Source organism: Pyrobaculum ferrireducens (assembly GCF_000234805.1).
GTDB classification, from domain to species: Archaea; Thermoproteota; Thermoprotei; order Thermoproteales; family Thermoproteaceae; genus Pyrobaculum; species Pyrobaculum ferrireducens.
The window spans coordinates 1,750,615-1,766,115 of sequence record NC_016645.1 but is presented as its reverse complement, the minus strand read 5'-3'; the positions used below and the strand labels follow the sequence as shown (position 1 = coordinate 1,766,115).

At 56.0% G+C, this 15,501-nt stretch carries 18 protein-coding genes and 1 tRNA gene; 7 read left to right on the top strand and 12 right to left on the bottom strand.

What is annotated here, in order from left to right; all coding sequences use genetic code 11:
* The first annotated feature begins 12 nt into the window (after nucleotides 1–12).
* From P186_RS09885 to P186_RS09875, 3 genes are read left to right on the top strand one after another with little or no spacing between them, the layout of a single operon-like run.
* Nucleotides 13–753: a hypothetical protein gene (locus tag P186_RS09885; protein WP_014289340.1), complete on the top strand. Its 741-nt coding sequence runs from the start codon at nucleotides 13–15 to the stop codon at nucleotides 751–753.
* Nucleotides 729–965 (top strand): winged helix-turn-helix domain-containing protein, encoded by a 237-nt coding sequence (locus P186_RS09880; protein WP_148682957.1) that lies wholly within the window; start codon nucleotides 729–731, stop codon nucleotides 963–965. The genes P186_RS09885 and P186_RS09880 overlap by 25 nt, the downstream gene beginning before the upstream one ends.
* A gap of 48 nt (nucleotides 966–1,013) precedes the next feature.
* Complete coding sequence (locus P186_RS09875; RefSeq protein ID WP_014289338.1) at nucleotides 1,014–2,252, top strand: serpin family protein; 1,239 nt, start codon at nucleotides 1,014–1,016, stop codon at nucleotides 2,250–2,252.
* Here P186_RS09875 and P186_RS09870 read toward each other — a convergent pair.
* Genes P186_RS09870 through P186_RS09860 form a run of 3 tightly spaced genes read right to left on the bottom strand, consistent with a single transcriptional unit; the run spans nucleotide 2,245 to nucleotide 5,433 of the window.
* Nucleotides 2,245–2,763, bottom strand: a complete 519-nt coding sequence (locus tag P186_RS09870; RefSeq protein WP_014289337.1) for a hypothetical protein — start codon at nucleotides 2,761–2,763, stop codon at nucleotides 2,245–2,247. The two genes, P186_RS09875 and P186_RS09870, sit on opposite strands and share 8 nt — an antisense overlap.
* 19 nt (nucleotides 2,764–2,782) lie before the next feature.
* Nucleotides 2,783–4,432 carry a thiamine pyrophosphate-binding protein gene (locus tag P186_RS09865; protein WP_014289336.1) on the bottom strand — a complete coding sequence of 550 codons (1,650 nt, stop codon included), beginning with the start codon at nucleotides 4,430–4,432 and terminating at the stop codon, nucleotides 2,783–2,785.
* Nucleotides 4,429–5,433, bottom strand: coding sequence for a 2-hydroxyacid dehydrogenase (locus P186_RS09860; RefSeq protein WP_014289335.1), 1,005 nt, complete (start codon nucleotides 5,431–5,433; stop codon nucleotides 4,429–4,431). Before P186_RS09860 ends, P186_RS09865 begins: the two co-directional genes overlap by 4 nt.
* 180 nt (nucleotides 5,434–5,613) lie before the next feature.
* Between P186_RS09860 and P186_RS09855 the strand changes: the two genes are divergently transcribed.
* The 3 genes from P186_RS09855 to P186_RS09845 are packed head-to-tail and all read left to right on the top strand — an operon-like array spanning nucleotide 5,614 to nucleotide 7,763.
* Entirely contained in the window at nucleotides 5,614–6,621 is a 1,008-nt protein-coding gene (locus P186_RS09855) for a formate--phosphoribosylaminoimidazolecarboxamide ligase (RefSeq protein WP_014289334.1), read from the top strand.
* A 40-nt stretch (nucleotides 6,622–6,661) separates the two neighbouring features.
* Complete coding sequence (locus tag P186_RS09850; RefSeq protein ID WP_148682956.1) at nucleotides 6,662–7,486, top strand: aldo/keto reductase; 825 nt, start codon at nucleotides 6,662–6,664, stop codon at nucleotides 7,484–7,486.
* Between the two features lie 46 nt (nucleotides 7,487–7,532).
* Nucleotides 7,533–7,763 carry a ferredoxin gene (locus P186_RS09845; RefSeq protein ID WP_148682955.1) on the top strand — a complete coding sequence of 77 codons (231 nt, stop codon included), beginning with the start codon at nucleotides 7,533–7,535 and terminating at the stop codon, nucleotides 7,761–7,763.
* Here P186_RS09845 and P186_RS09840 read toward each other — a convergent pair.
* Nucleotides 7,743–8,783, bottom strand: coding sequence for a formate--phosphoribosylaminoimidazolecarboxamide ligase family protein (locus tag P186_RS09840; protein WP_014289331.1), 1,041 nt, complete (start codon nucleotides 8,781–8,783; stop codon nucleotides 7,743–7,745). The two genes, P186_RS09845 and P186_RS09840, sit on opposite strands and share 21 nt — an antisense overlap.
* Nucleotides 8,784–8,868: 85 nt before the next feature.
* Here P186_RS09840 and hemA point away from each other — a divergent pair, with 85 nt between their 5' ends.
* Nucleotides 8,869–10,053 (top strand): glutamyl-tRNA reductase, encoded by a 1,185-nt coding sequence (gene hemA / locus P186_RS09835; RefSeq protein WP_014289330.1) that lies wholly within the window; start codon nucleotides 8,869–8,871, stop codon nucleotides 10,051–10,053.
* A gap of 40 nt (nucleotides 10,054–10,093) precedes the next feature.
* Here the strand turns inward: hemA and P186_RS09830 are convergent, their stop codons facing one another.
* The 8 genes from P186_RS09830 to P186_RS09800 form a co-directional block, all read right to left on the bottom strand.
* Nucleotides 10,094–10,489, bottom strand: coding sequence for a type II toxin-antitoxin system VapC family toxin (locus P186_RS09830; RefSeq protein ID WP_014289329.1), 396 nt, complete (start codon nucleotides 10,487–10,489; stop codon nucleotides 10,094–10,096).
* The gene (locus P186_RS09825; RefSeq protein ID WP_148682954.1) at nucleotides 10,476–10,733 is read right to left on the bottom strand and encodes a hypothetical protein; all 258 of its coding nucleotides are present in this window, start codon (nucleotides 10,731–10,733) and stop codon (nucleotides 10,476–10,478) included. Before P186_RS09825 ends, P186_RS09830 begins: the two co-directional genes overlap by 14 nt.
* Nucleotides 10,734–10,878: 145 nt before the next feature.
* Nucleotides 10,879–10,972 (bottom strand) — tRNA-Pro (locus tag P186_RS09820).
* A gap of 134 nt (nucleotides 10,973–11,106) precedes the next feature.
* Nucleotides 11,107–11,268, bottom strand: a complete 162-nt coding sequence (locus P186_RS13900; RefSeq protein WP_014289327.1) for a hypothetical protein — start codon at nucleotides 11,266–11,268, stop codon at nucleotides 11,107–11,109.
* A gap of 109 nt (nucleotides 11,269–11,377) precedes the next feature.
* Entirely contained in the window at nucleotides 11,378–11,887 is a 510-nt protein-coding gene (locus P186_RS09815; RefSeq protein ID WP_148682953.1) for a hypothetical protein, read from the bottom strand.
* A gap of 22 nt (nucleotides 11,888–11,909) precedes the next feature.
* Nucleotides 11,910–13,043 (bottom strand): TIGR04053 family radical SAM/SPASM domain-containing protein, encoded by a 1,134-nt coding sequence (locus tag P186_RS09810; protein ID WP_014289325.1) that lies wholly within the window; start codon nucleotides 13,041–13,043, stop codon nucleotides 11,910–11,912.
* Nucleotides 13,044–13,048: 5 nt separating this feature from the next.
* On the bottom strand, nucleotides 13,049–14,320 hold the full coding sequence (gene hemL, locus P186_RS09805; protein WP_014289324.1) for a glutamate-1-semialdehyde 2,1-aminomutase: 1,272 nt from the start codon (nucleotides 14,318–14,320) through the stop codon (nucleotides 13,049–13,051).
* Nucleotides 14,321–14,352: 32 nt separating this feature from the next.
* The gene (locus P186_RS09800; RefSeq protein WP_014289323.1) at nucleotides 14,353–15,162 is read right to left on the bottom strand and encodes a hypothetical protein; all 810 of its coding nucleotides are present in this window, start codon (nucleotides 15,160–15,162) and stop codon (nucleotides 14,353–14,355) included.
* Nucleotides 15,163–15,501 lie beyond the last annotated feature (339 nt).

Sequence of the window (15,501 nt, the reverse complement as noted above, 5' to 3'; positions counted from 1 at the left end):
CACGGTAGGTAAGTGGCTCGCCCAAGAATTTTAGGCGGCGCGAGGCTATTCTACTTGTTCATCCTGGCGACTGCCGGCGTCGTGGCGGTGGCTCTACACACAGCCACATCGGCATACGCCCTGTTAGCCACCCCCACGGCCCAGCACTACACCGCGGCGATCCAAGCGACAGCTAACAGGTCCGAGGTGTATCACGGCTCTACTATAGCCAAAAGACCCGCCGCGGAAAATAGGGAGGGGAACTGGACAGAGGCGGCCAGCCGCACCGCCACGGTTGATATATGCAGTGGTGGAGCCGCTCCCTGGCCGTTTTACAACGACACCGCAAAGAAGGCGCTGTGCAGAGCTAATGTGACAGTTGTGCTGGTGAACGTCAACTACGACGTAAAGTATGTAAATTACAGCAATACGACCTCGAAGCCCGCCGAGGGTGGTGGGTACGTCCCGCTTGGCAACTACGTGCCGGGGTTGTGGTGGGTACTGGCGCTGTGGAGCGCCGTCTCAGGCATGGCTGGGGTAGCTTTGTACATCTACGCGGTGTACCTCTCACTGGCTTGCGAAGGCGCCTTGTGTAAATGGAGGCGCTTCAAGGCAATTCTGCCCTTCTCGGCGGCTACGGTAGCCGCGTCCGCCTCCCTCGCCCCGCTAAGCCCCCTATATGCGGCTCTGGCCGTGCCGGGGGTGTGGGGCGTTTGGCACTACTACCGGGCGAGGAGGAGGCTCGCCGTATGGCTAAGTACGATCTTGACGTGATTGCCCGCATACTCCTAGCCCTCCTCCAAGGCCCCATGGGGAGGACGCAGCTATACATGAGGACCCGGCTCAACTACCCCCGCTTCCTCGAGTATCTAGAGTTCCTGAAGCAGAGGGAGCTGGTGGTGGAGAGGGACGGCTCGGTGAGGCTGACGGAGAGGGGTCACGAAGTTGCAAAAGCCCTGGAGAGGGCCCTGGACGAACTTCTATAGATGTACTGGCGGTACGTTAGGTATTAAAGCAGGTGTCCACGCGTCTCCATGAAGATCGCGGTGCTGACGGCGATAGCGACGGCGGCGGTCATCGCAGTGGCGCTCTACCTGGTTTACCTCGCCGCACAGGGCGGCTCCGAGGCCCCGCCCGCGGAGCCCCCGACGGGGAGCCCCCCGCTCAACCTAACGGAGAGGGGCGGCGTTGTGAACTACAGCTCCTACGGCCGCTTCGCCGTTGAGCTGTACAGGAGGATTGCACTGCAGGAGATGGACAGGAATCTCGTCATCTCGCCGTACACAGTCTACAAGGCTTTTGCCATGGCGTACGCCGGGGCCTCCGGCGCCACGAGGGAGGAGATCAAGAGGGTGATGGGATTCGGCGAAGATTCCTGTGTGTTGCCGAGGGCGGGACGGGGTGTGGAGGAGGGCGTGGCCGCTTGGCTCCAGGCGGATATGCCGGTTACGGATAGCTACTTGTCGAGGCTGAGGTGCATCGGCGCCGAGGTGAGGAGGGTGGATTTCAAAAGAGATGTCAAGGGGGCTCTGAGGCATATCAACAAGTGGATTGAGGAGAGGACCAGGGGCCTAGTCAAGGGCTTAATCCCAGAGGACTACCCAGTCGGTTGGGTGCCGCACGCAGTGCTGGTGTCTACGCTGTTTTTCAACGGGAGCTGGTGGCCCGAGAGTTTTGTGAGAGTGGGCAAGGCCGAGTTTGGAGGGGTCGGCCCCGTGGAGTACATGTCTCTGAGTCTGGGGAGCTGTAGTGACCCCTCTCTTAGGGGGAGGGCCTCCGAAGACGTTGTTGTCGTCGAGTTGCTCTTCAGAGATACAGACGTCGCCATGTACATAGTCATGCCTGTGGATTTCCGTAGATATGTGGAGACGCTGACTTTCGAGAAGCTACTAGAAGCCGTCTCCACGCTACCAGACGAGGTGGTGAGTGTGAAGATGCCCCTCTTCAAGGCCGAGTTTAAGCAGTCAATCAAGCCCCTCCTCATGGACATGGGCGTCACGGACGCCTTCAGCCCCGGCAAGGCGGACTTCTCACATATGGTGGACGTGAAGAAATACGGGGGGCTCTACATCGACGACGTTTTCCACGGCGCGTTCATAAAGGCTGACGAAAACGGCGTCGTGGCGGGCGCGGCCACGGGGGTAGTTATGAAGCCTATCTGCGCCAAGACGGGAGGCCGCCACGTCGTTATAGATAAGCCGTTTATATTCGTGCTGGCCGACAGGTCCACGAAGACTATATACTTCATAGGCCACGTGGTCGACCCTAGATGATTCCGTGGATGTACCACTGGAAGAGGACTATGTTTTTCTCCACGGTCTCTGGATACGTGTCGAATTCATACGCCGCCTTCACCACGTCGTATTTAAAGCGGTGTTTCTTAGCGGCGTAGTACAGGAGGGCGGCCACGACGCCGCCAGGCTTCAGGCCCTGGACGGCGCCCTTAGACTTTAGAAATTCGTACAGCCTCCTCACCTCCTCGGCTACCGCCTCCCCGTAGATCTTCCTCACCGTCTCTAGGTGGTGTTCAAATTCGTCTCTGGGGTATCTGTACCCCATCTGGAAAAGCTTGCTGTACCACCTATAGACGCAGAGTAGCTGAACTCCGTGTCTAGCCGCTATCTTGTCCAGCGACGCCGCCTCGCCAAGCCTCTTCCGGCACAGATACTCGGCGGCGGCCCTGAGGCACCTGTCGTCGCTACCTCCCCCCGAGCCCGCCACCACCTCCTCAATACAGCGGATAAGCCGTAGCTCCTCCTCGCTGTACTGTCTGCCAAAAAACATGGATGTTAAATGTCAGGTATTAAAATCTCAACGCGGCCTCTATATTCATTGGAGGTAAATCGTCTGGATGGATCTTAATTTCAAGAACTCTGGGTCCTTCGCTTTTTTCCGTGATATATTTCACGGCTTTGGGTATCTCTTCGTCTGAGTTTATCGACATGGCCTCTACACCAAATGCATCTGTTAGTTTTACAAAATCTGGATTTGTGTGGAGCGTGCCGAAGACTCTGCCCATTTTCTGCGCCTTTTGCCTAGCGTAAAGGACCCTGTAAGAATTATCGTTTACGATTATAACCTTTACCGGAATCTTCTCCCTAACCGCCGTCTCTAGATCTTGCACAGTCATCATAAACTCGCCGTCGCCCACCACGGCATATACATCGCGCTCTGGCATCGCCAGTTTAGCCCCCAGCGCCGCCGGGAAGGCGAAGCCCATAGCCCCTAGGTTAAAGGCTGCAAGGTATCCCCGCACCGCTCTTATCCTCACGAAGCTGAAGGTGTAGACTATGTGCAATCCTTGCCCGCCAATCATTACAATTTCCCTGGGAAGCGCCTTGTCAAGTTTGTGGAAGAACTTCGAGGGATTTACAAAACCTTGGTACTTTCTTGAAAGCGCCTCTTCCAGCAACGTGTTCCAATTCGCCCTCACCCCCTCTAATTCTCTGTACCAATCTTCATCAAGTTTTATATTTAGATCAGTAGCTAGGAGCTTCCTCAAGAAATCGACCGCGTCGCCGTAGAAATATATGGTGTAGGGAATAGGCTTCTTTTCAGCCAGCGGGTCGAGGTTAACCACGACGATGTCCCCCCTAGGGACGTAGTTGTAGCCGTAGGTAGTCGTGTCGGAGAGCCCCGCCCCCACAGCCAATACTAAATCAGCCCTAGCCAATGCGTGATCCGCAACTATGTTACCCCCACCAAACCCAGCCCGCCCCAGGAAAAGTGGGTGATCCTCGGGGAAGGCACCGCGTCCATTTCCAGTCACAGCCACCGGTATTCGCCACCTCTCCGCTAGCTGTAGCAAAAGCCTTGACCCCTCCTCGCTATTCACACCACCACCAGCAAGAATAACCACTCTCCTAGCCCTCGACAGCAATTCCGCCACCTTCTTAACTCCATCCACCGGAACTGGTGGAGGGGGGCGCACCTCTGCCCGGCACGGCATGTATTCAGACGACATACTCCATACATCTTCTGGAACTTCGATAAAGACCGGCCCCTGTGGTGGTGAGGCGGCGATAGAATAGGCCTCTGCCACTATCTTGGCGGCGTCTAGCGGCTTGTCGATTCTATAGGCGGCCTTGACGATAGGCTTGATAATCTCCCTCTGCGGCACCTCTAGCCACGAATCCAGCCCGCCGAGCCTTCTTTTAACTGCGCCAGATATTAACAATAGAGGCGACACGTCTTTGTATGCGTTTGCCACCGAGATTAGAGAATTTAAAAAGCCAGGGCCTGCATGCACGGCGGCCACGCCTGGCTTGCCTGTTACCCTCCCTTCGGCATCTGCCATCGACACGGCGACCTGCTCATGGCGCGTTGAGATGTACCTTAAACCGCTGTCTCTAACTGCGTCTATGAAGTCTAAAATTGATGTACCTATCAATCCGTAAATTCTCTTTACGCCTAGCTGTTCCAAACACTTAACAACAACCTGCGCTACATTCATGGTATATTTACGACGTTATCCGGTTTCAGACCCGCGAGTACCTTAAACACATTTTCAAGAGTGACGTTTATAATCCTCAACCTAGCCTCATTAGTAGCGCCGGCTATGTGAGGTGTCACAATAACGTTAAACCCCTCCCTGGCGGCTTGCAGAAGCGGGTGGTCATGCGGCGGCGGCTCTGTAGAAAATACATCAACCCCGACCCCCGCGATCCAGCCTTCTCTAACCGCCTTTGCAAGCGCCGCCTCGTCTGTAATCTCTCCACGTGATACGTTGATAAGCACCGCGCTGGGCTTCATCATCCTAAGCTCGCGCTCGCCTATCATCCCCTTGGTCTGCGGGGTAAGCGGTACATGTATACTGAGAATGTCGCTCTCTGTCAGAAGTCTGTTAAATGGCCTGTACTCAACGCCTAGCTTCTCCACATCCTCCTTACGAACCACATCGTAGTATACCACCTTGGCGCCGAAGCTCATAGCCCTAACGGCTACCTCTCTACCTATCCTACCCATGCCCAAGACGCCCCATGTCTTGCCATATATCTCTCCAATTGTGTTCATAAGTTCGCCTTGAGTCCACTGGCCGCCAACAAGCCTCTCATGGGCATATACAGCCCTCTTCAACAACATAAGTGCAAGCATTATGGTGTGCTCAGCGACTGAAATGGCGTTAGCCCCTCCGATGTTGGCCACGGGTATCCCCCTCTTTGCACAAGACTCTACATCTATATGGTCGTAGCCAGTACTTGGTTGCTGTATTAATTTTACCTTCGCCATTTTTCCACAGAGAGACGCATCGATTTTAAACCGGAAAGTGTAATCCCCAACAACAACGTCAGCATTGGCAACCTCTCGGCTAATCTCATCATAATTGGGTTCAAAGAATGTGACTACCTCAACATCTTCAAGAGATATGCCGTATTTCTGCGCAATGGGCGCGGCCCACATCCTTAACAATGCCTCTGGAACAGGCGACAAGACGACAATCTTATACTTCCCCATATGTGAGTCATAACAACTCTATTTAAATATTAAAAATAAAGAACGTATAATAAATAATTTATGAAATTTTAAAAATTCTGAAAAAGAAATGAGAAACTATGAAATAAATTAAAGAGTAAGGTTTAATACCAGCTATGGGACTCCAAATAAATCTATAAAACTAGGACAGCAACTCGCCACATGTCGCAAATACTAAAAAAATACGACCTCGACCACCTCGCCATAGCTACTGTGGCTTCCCACACAGCTCTCCAGATATTAAGAGGAGCTAAGAAGTACGGCTTCCGGACTATTGCGGTGGCCAGGGGGGAGGAGACGGCGCGTTTCTACCGCCAGTTTAGTTTTATCGACGAGGTGTGGACCGCGGATTTTTCTAACTTTAGAAAGGCGGCTGAGAAGCTGGCTTCCAGCAACGCGGTGTTGATCCCCCACGGATCCTATGTAGAGTACGTGGGGTGGAGGCAGGCGCTGGAGGCCCCGGTGCCCACGCTTGGGTGTAGAGAGCTGTTGAGGTGGGAGGCTGATCAGTTTAAGAAGATGTCTCTTCTGGAGAAGGCCGGGATTCCCATTCCGAAGGTCTACCGCTCGGCTGAGGAGGCCGAGGGGCCTGTCATCGTCAAGCTCTTCGGAGCCAAGGGGGGTAGGGGGTACTTCGTGGCGCGGAACAGAGAGGAGCTCGCCCGCAAGCTCGCGTCTGTGTCCGAGCCGTATATAGTACAGGAGTATCTCTTCGGCGTACCTGCGTATTACCACTACTTCGCTTCCCCCGTCTATTCTAGAGTGGAGATATTTGGCGCAGATATTAGGTACGAGAGCAACGTGGATGGGAGGACCTTCGGCTGGGCAGAGCCGACGTTTGTAGTGGTGGGCAACCTCCCCCTGGTGCTCAGGGAGTCCCTCCTGCCGAGAATACAGGACTACGGCGAGAGGTTCGCAAAGGCCGTGGAGGAGATGGTCGGCTGTAGGATGGCCGGGCCCTACTGCCTTGAATCGATAATAAAAGACGACATGTCCATAGTGGTTTTCGAATTCTCGGGGAGGATCGTGGCTGGTACCAATATCTACATGGGCTACGGCTCGCCCTACTCAGTGCTTTACTTCGACAGGCCAATGGACATGGGGGAGAGGATAGCCCACGAAATTAGGGAGGCGGCTAAAAGCGGCAAATTAGAACATCTTTTTACATAATGATGGAAAAGTTTAAAAAAGTGATAACATGTGTTAAAATGTGAAGTGTGTAAAATCAGTGTGGTGTGTCCCCGAGATTGGGCTCGGCACATTTGGCATTGGGGGTGATTTCTGGAGGCGTGACGATTCCAACGACTTTGAGTGGGTCAGGGCGCTGAGGCGGGGCTTTGAGCTGGGCCTCCGCCTCGTCGACACCTCTGAGCTGTACGGCGACGGACACGCCGAGGAGTTGATAAAAATCGCCGCCTCGGGCGTCGAGGAGGTGTTAGTCGTGTCGAAGATACACCCAACTACGTTAGAGCCTGAGGAGGTGTTCAAGAGGCTGTCCCGCTCGGCCGAGCGGCTGGGGAGGAGGCCTTGGATCGCCATGTTGCACTGGGTGCCCGCCGGCTACACGATATGCGACGTCGTCAAGGTTCTCGAGGCCGCCGTGGCTAGGGGGCTGGCCGACCACTACGGCTTGAGCAACGTTACCCACAGCCAGCTGGCGTCGGCGCTTACCTGCGCGAAGAAGCTACAGCCAGCCGCCGTGGAGAATAGGTACAGCCTGCGCTATAGAAGAGACGAGCTCGACGTCCTGCCCCTCGCCCAGAGGGAGGGGCTCCTCTACCTGGGATACAGCGCTCTTGAGCGGGGGGCCCTGGCCCTCGACCCCCTCCTCGGGAGTATTGGGAGGAGGTACGAGAAAAGCGCCGTGCAGATCGCGCTTAACTGGTACACCAAGATACCCAACGTGGTGCCCGTGGTCAAGGCCTCGAACGCGAGGCACGTTGAAGAGATTGCCCAGTCCATCGGCTGGGAGATAAAAGAAGAGGACTGGAAACTCATAGATAAGCAGTTCTACATATATAGACTCCAGTATTAACCGGTTGGTAGAAACAAAATTATTTATTCCGGGGGTGTACACCTCTGTGATTTACGTAAAGGTTGATAGGTGGCTGTGTACTGGTTGCGGCTTGTGTCAAGGTGCCGTTTTTGAAATGGTTGAGGGCCTGTCGGCCGTGAGGAGGGAGTATAGGTTAGACGGGCGTATAGACGAGGGCGTCGTGGGGGAGGAGCTGTTGCCCAACGTCATGAGAGCCGCCAGGGCCTGCCCCAACGGTGGGATTACCTGGAGGAGGCTAGGTGGTGACTTCGGATAAAAAGCCCCTCTCCGCCGCCTCGCGGATTTCAATAGCTATACGGCGGCCGATAGATATGGGCCTCCCCCAGTACAGCTTTGAGTACTGCCCGCCCACCCCTATGTACACATTTGTGCCGCCCCCGATTCTCGGGGCCACGTCGTAAACGACGAGGTCTAGCTGAGGGGTGACGATAAACTGTAGCGTAAATGGGCCGATTACGCCGGGGGGCACCAGCCTCCTAGCCGCCTCGACGAATCTATACCCAATGTCGAAGACCTTCTCAAGGAGAGACTCGCGTATAGTCGCCGGCTCGTGGCCCACCTCCACGTAGCGCACCTCCGGGTCGAGCTCCAGCTGGTCCCGGGCGGGGAGGCGGTAGATCCCGTCGAGGTCGCTCTGTATCCGCCTGTCGAAGCTGTGGAGCTCCAGCCTCCTCCTCACCACGGAGTAGAAGTAGTTGGCGTTGAAGTGGGCCCCCAGCACAAGCTCCTCAATAGAGGCGCTCTGGAGGTCCTCAAGCTTTATGACGCCGGCGTCGGCCAGCCTCCTCGCCTTTTTCAACAAGTCGTCTCTATCCCGGGCGATGAAAAAACCCCTCTCCACCCGCCTCTCCGCCTCCGGCATCTTCACAATGACTGGGCGGTCAACCTCGTCGACGCGGAATGTGCGCGGCCTCCTAATACCCCCCTCGTCGAGGAGGCGGTAGTAGTTCTGAGGCCCTACTCTCTCCTCCCACCTAAGTAGGTAGCGGTTCCCAAATATAGGCACTGCGAACTCCCTCTCTATGGCGTCGTAGCCCACGTAGACGGCGAACGAGCGGTTAGGCACAAAGACGGCCTCCTCCCTCCTGAGCTCGTCGACGATCTTCAAGATATCTCTATAGTCGTCTAGGACAATGAGCTTATCAACCACCGGGAACTCTCTGTAAGCCCTGTCCCGCCCCCTCTTCGCCACTGCAATTGTCTTAAGACCCTCGTCCCTGGCGCCGTCCAGCACGTCCAAGGCGCTGTGGGAGGCCAGCACCGCCACAGACACCACGCAGATGCGCACGCCCGGGTTTAAACATGTTATGTGTATAGAATTCGTGTAATATCGCTTAAATAGTGGACAAATATGGAGAGACGTGGACCTCCTATCCCCCCTCTCGGCGGTGATTTTAACATACAAAGACGCCGACGCCGACAGGCTGGGCAAAGTCGGCGAGGAGATGAGGGGTTGCATCGAAGTCCTGGGCCCCCGGAGGCCCATGTTCGTCCTCCACACATGCAACAGAGTGGAGGCTTATCTATACGGCGCCTCGGAGGAGGAAGTTAACTCAGTCGCCACACGGTACAGACGCTATGTTGATTCGGTAAAGGTGCTGAAAGGCCTCGACGCGGCGAGGCACCTCTTCAGAGTGGCAGCGGGGCTTGAGTCCATGCTCGTGGGAGAGACAGACATACTAGGCCAGGTGGAGGAGGCGTTTGCCAGACAGGTACGGGCAGGCTACACCAAGGGCCTCCTCAAAACAATCGTGGAAAAGGCGATACATGTTGGGAAGCGGGTGAGGACAGAGACGGGCATCTCCAGAGGCCCCGCGGGGCTCGGCGCCCTTTCCATAATCTACGCCTCTCAACTCGTCGACCTGGGCAGGGCGAAGGTGGCGGTGCTGGGGGCGGGGGCCGTGGGCGCAGGGCTCGCCAGAGAGCTGGCGGAGAGGGGCGTGGCGAAGCTCTACATCCTAAACAGGACTTTCGAAAAGGCGGCTGAGCTGGCGGCTGAAATCGGTGCCGAGGCGAGGCCCCTAACCAGGGAGGAGGTGGAGCGGTGTCTCAGGGAGTGCGACGTGGTGTTTTCCTCAATCCACACCTTGGACTACGTCATAGACGCTGTGCCCCAGGATGCGTCGGTCAAGCTAATTATAGACCTGGGCGTTCCCTACTCAGTAGCCCCCGGCCTCCCCGTGAAGATCGTGAGGATAGGCGACTTGGCAGAGCTGGCCGAGAAATACAACGTCCTGAGGATGCAGGAGGCTGTAAAGGCGGAGGCAATTGTAGAGGAGGAGCTCGCAAAACTGCCACAACACCTCGCCAGGAGGCACATCGAAGAGGCGATATCCAGCCTAATGGCCCACGCCATGGCGGTAGCCGAGGAGGAGGGGCAGAGGGCAGGTTGCCAAACCGCGGCCCTCGCCGCGAAAACCACGGTAAAGAGAACCCTACTACCCCTCGTAGAGACGCTTAAGAAAATGGCACAAGACGGCCAGCTAGAAGAGGCAGTGAAAATAGCCCACATAATAACCAACGCCGCAACTAGAAGAGAACAATAAAAGCGGTCCACCTCCTGCGCCGGCGGGTGTGACGCCCTAGCTACTGGACAACCTCCCCCGGCTCAACTCTCTCTAGATCTGTCTTGTCAAAATCCTTGTCAAAACTCACCAGCCTTAACCCAAGCCTCTTGGCGTAGAAGTAGTGCAGACCATCGTCGAAATCAAGCCCGACGCCTTCAGCAACCTCGGCGGCCCTAACCTCGTCAGCGAGGTCGCTCCTAACGACCTCTAGACCGCGCCACGTAGAGACCTCCCCCAGGAAGATCTTTACGAGTTCCGGCTTCTCCAGAATTGCAGAGATGCCGTGGAGATCAAACTGGAGTACGTAAGCCCCAACCTCACCTCTCTTCACCCTTTCGAGAAATCGGAGAGAGTCCGCCCATCTCTGTCTCTTGAAGAGAACCTCCAGAAAGACGTTCGCATCAATTAGATACATACCGCCTCCTCAACGCCTCCCCCAAGTCCTCCCCCCTCCACTCCGTAGCAGAAGCCAAGCCAAGTCCAACGAGCCGCTCCAGCCCACCCCCCGCAGGCGGGCCGCCGAGCTCCCTCTCTAAAATCTCGGCGACGGCACGCGAAAGCGCCCCCCTCCTTAAGCCGTACCTCTCCGCGGCGTAGCGCCTAAGCCTCTCCGCAAGCCACCTCGGAATCTCAACCTTAATAACCTCCTTCTCACCCACATCCAAAAGTACTAAAGTACTTAAAAATTCAATGTCACACAAAACCCACCAAGCTCCACGCCCACCGCACTAGGCAACACAGCGAGACGCAGACCATGCGAAAATAGCTACACACCGTCCGGTAATACAATTACGACAAGAGATTTGGTGGGGCCGCCGGGATTTGTAGGCGGGTCGCCCCTGAACCCGGGGTCACGCGGACCCGAACCGCGCATCCTACCAGGCTAGACTACGGCCCTTTACAAATTTTGTGTGTGTTTTTAAGTTTTTCCTCGGTATCAAGGCGTGTGAGGGTGTCTAGGGTGCCGCTGGCGAGTTTTATCTGCTTAGGTTTCTCTGTTTTTGTTCGCCGTCTGCCTCTCTATGCCTTGCCCTAATCACCTACGTAAGACACGTGGACAGGCTTGTATTCACGGCCGTCGTAATATGCGAGAGGCGGTATCTCAAAATCCCCCTCTACCAGCACCACAACATCTCCCCCAATAGCTAACACAAGGGCTGTAACTAACAACACTAGTGGTATTGTCTTTGTCAACAGAAATTACTCAAAAAGATAGCTTTTTAAGTACCACGCTGGACATCAAGTGTAATAGAATGTAGTTTTTGTCGTGGATTATCAAAACTCTGATTTATTGTGTTAAATGTTATAGATTTGAAACTACTTGTTTTATTGCTGTCTTTAGGTATTGGAGGAATGCCTCTTGCTCTCCGAGGGGTGGCAGGAGTTTTGCGTTGCATCTGGCGTATTTCTGGGCCATTTTCTTGTATATGTATCCCCGGGTGAGGACGACGGGGGCGGCGGTCTCTACGCACGGCGCCTCGTCTAGGCTGGGCTCGCCTTCTAGAAATGCCACTGGTAGCCCCAGGTCTGACTCTCCTCTGTCTGGTCCGTGGAATATGTACAGCCCCGCCCCCAGCGACTTGAGGTAGTCGACAAAGCCTGGCCACTTTATCAGAGGCGGCGTTTTTATCGAGGAGAGCTCCAGGGCCTTTCTGTAGTCGTCGCCGTCCGAGATAAACATGGGTATGCCCGGCCCGCCTGTGAAGCGGGGCTCGACGTATAGAAACGCGTATTGCAAGCCGATGGCCCGCGCTATCTCTGCCGCATGTTCATTGTGGTCAGCGTCGCGGGACCCGTGGAAGATGAGTATCACGGAGAGGAGTCGTGTGGAATTTTTAATATATAGCGGCGCGGGTCTGGGTTGCCGGTTTGTATATACAGGCGGGGTCCTCTGCGAGGGGGTCTTTGTAGTAGGCGTAGGCCCTGGCTCTGGAGCCGCCGCATATGTCTCTGTATTCGCAGACGCCGCACCGCCCTCCGAATTCCCCCCTCCGCATCTTTAGGAGGAGGGGGTGCTCTCTGTAGATCTTGGCGAGGCTCTGCCTCCTCACGTTGCCCAGGGGGTACGGCAGGAAGCCGCTTGGGTGCACGGTGCCGTCGTGGGCGACGAATATTATGCCGAAGCCGTCGCGGGTTGGCACCACGGTGGGGTCCACGCCGCGGGTCGGGGGCCCCAGGAGGCTCCTCAGCCTCTCCACCAGCTTCTGGTAGAGGGGGTCCTCGTACCTCGCCCCCTTGAGCCTCTGCATCTTCGCCCGGCGGTAGAAGGGGGCCTCGACGGTCCTCACCTGGAATCCGTACGTCGACACGTCTACGAGGAACTGCACCGCGGCTTCGTACTGCTCGGGAGTGATGTCCAGCTCCTCCCTGGCGCGCCCCGTCACAATTAGGAAGAAGACCTCCCAGACCCTAACCCCCAGTTGCTTAAGGAGGTGGGCCACGTCTGGTAGCTCATGGAGGGACTTCCTCCACACCACGGTGTTCACCTGGACAGGGAGGCCTATCTCCACGGCGGTCTTGATGGCGTTTATAGTCTCTCTGTAGCTCCCAGGTACGCCTCTGAGCTCGTCGTGTGTCTCCGGCGCGGCGCCGTCGAGGCTGATGGATATGGACTTGACGCCGCTGTTTTTCATTTCCTTCATAACCTCGGCGTTTAGGTTGGGGGACACGGCCGGGGCCAGCGAGACGGGGACGGCGAGTGAGTTGGCGTAGTCCACCAGCTCGAAGAGGTCGGCCCTCATCAGGGGGTCCCCCCCGGTTATTATCAAGAGCGGCTTGGGGTCTCCGAACTCCGCCACCTGCTCAATCAGCCGCTTCCCCTCCTGCGTCGTCAACTCGCCCGGGAGGGGTTTTAAAATGGCGTCTGCCCTGCAGTGTTTACAAGCGAGGGGACACGCCTTCGTCGACTCCCAGAAAACTAGGAGGGGGGCCTGGTGGAAGCGTTTTATGAGCTCCTCTACAGACCGCACGTCTACTACCCGATTTGGCTTTTTAATTCTGTAAAGGCCCTCTCGAGGGCGGCTATGGTCTCCTCCACCACGTCCCCGGTGTGGGCCGCCGAGGTGAAATTCACCTCATACTGAGAGGGGGTTAGGTAGACGCCGTGTTTAATAGCTAGTTCGTGGAGCTTGAGGTAGAGCCTCTCGTTGCTTTCTCTCACGTCTTGTGGCGTTTTCACGTGTCCTTTTTTGAAATAGAGCTGGAACATGGAGGCTATCTGCTTCACCACGACGTCGAACCCGGCGCGTCCAGCTACGTCCTCCACGGCCTTGGCTATCTTCTCCGCCGCCTCGTTCGCAGTCTTGTAGGGCTGGCCGGTCTCAAGCTCCCTCAGCGTCGCCAGGCCCGCGGCGACCGAGACTGGGTGGGCGTTGAAGGTCCCGGCGTTGTACACCGGGCCGCTGGGGGCCACCAGATCCATCACGTCCCCCCTCCCGCCGAAGACGCCGATGGGGAAGCCCCCGCCTATCACCTTCCCCAGGGTGGTCAGATCAGGCCTGACGCCGAAGTGCTCCTGGGCGCCGCCGAGCCCCACTCTGAAGCCTGTGATTATCTCGTCAAATATCAAGAGGGCCCCCACGCGCTCCGTCTCCTCCCTCAGCGCTTTTATGAAGTCGCGGTCGGGTATGATTAAGCCGTAGTTGCCTGCTATGGGCTCCACGATTACAGCCGCGAGCCTCTCCCCCACCTCCCTCACCGCTTTATAGAAGGCCTCTACGTCGTTGTAGGGGACAACCACCGTGAGCTTCACCACGTCCTGCGGTATGCCGGCGCTTGTGGGCACCCCCCAGGTGGCGGCTCCCGACCCGGCCTTGACCAAGACGTAGTCGTGGGAGCCGTGGAAGTTCCCGTCGAACTTTATGATGACGTCTCTCTTGGTGTAGCCCCTGGCCAGCCTCACGGCGTTCATAGTGGCCTCGGTGCCGGTGTTTACAATACGCATCTTCTCCACAGAGGGGACGTGCCGCCGGATCCTCTCGGCGAACTCCACCTCCTGCTCCGTGAGGAGTGCGTATATCCAGCCCCGCCTCAGCTGGGCCTCGACGGCCTCCCTCACTCTCGGGTGGCCGTGGCCGAGGATCACCGCGCCGAACGCCAGGCAGTAGTCCACGAGCCTCCCCCTGTCTGTGTAGAGGTAGGGCCCCTCGGCGCCTTGGGCCACCAGAGGCGCGGGCAGGTGCTTCAGAGCCCGCGCCGGGGAGTTGACGCCGCCTGGAAAGATTTTCTTGGCTCTTTCGAAGAGCATAGTAGATTAGGGACTGTATAAAAAAGTACGTCTTATGGAATGGGTCTAACGTACGGCTCCTCGCCGGTGTATTTCTTGAGAATTTCGATGACGTTGGGGAGGCTACCTTTTCCCACTATTGCTATTACACCCCGCTTCTCTACCCTGGGCAACGCACATGCGTCCACTACGTACTTCCCGTACCACCTCTCTCCGAGCCTTGTCACGTTGGTGACGACTACCGCCTTGGGTAGCTGTATTGGCGTTATAGTTCTGTTCTTAACTGAGTATTCGACACGCACAGCGCCATCTATTACAATTTTAAGCGCATCCACCCCAGGGCCGTAGTATGTGCCGTTGCAGAAGGGTATGGCGTAGGCGCTGTATAACAACGGCGGGTTAAGTTTGTAATCGATTAAACTCGAAATAATTTCTGGCGGAATTCCGCCGAGCTCCTCCCCCTTCTCCGCCGCAGCCCACAGCGCATCCTCTAAGTCGTCTGTCGTATAGGTAAAGTTTAGCCTATCGTTGTGATATACCTCAACCCTGTACTTCCCAGCCTTCTTGTGTATCCGATATCTAACTTTATTCTTAGTTTCGACGTCAATGCCGTGGTTCTCTATAAGCTTCTCTCGCACCTCTCTCATTTGTCCAAGGGGTATGTCTACGTCGCCATACCAACTAGCCCACTTAGCCTCTCTCCTCACCTCCTCAAGCGCCTTATCTATTTTATCCAGTGCATGCGGCGGGAAGCGCGCAATTACTAAGTAGTCCCCGCCCTTTGCCTGACCGAGGGAGTAGCTGTACGCCGTGATGAATAGAGCCACAAAAGCTACGGCTACAAGTAGGGCAATGGCCCTCATGACTTAATCATAATATGATGTGTATTTAACCGTGACATAGTATGACTTAACAGATGTGCACCCATGTACAACACTAGTGCCATGTTCTGATGCGCGTGACGCGTCCACATTTAAGCCGACGCTTTCGCCTAACTCTACACATCGTCCATAGCGTTCAAAGTAGGAGGCGCCAGAGGCGAAGACTTCAAGATATACCCGATCATACGAAAAGGCATACGTAGGATTTCTGCAATAATAGTCATCGTATCTTATTAAATCAGTTAATGTAGCAATTATATAAAACGGAGCCCCAGACGTGGAGTACCTGATGTAAGCACCAGGCATGTAAAGACAGCCTTC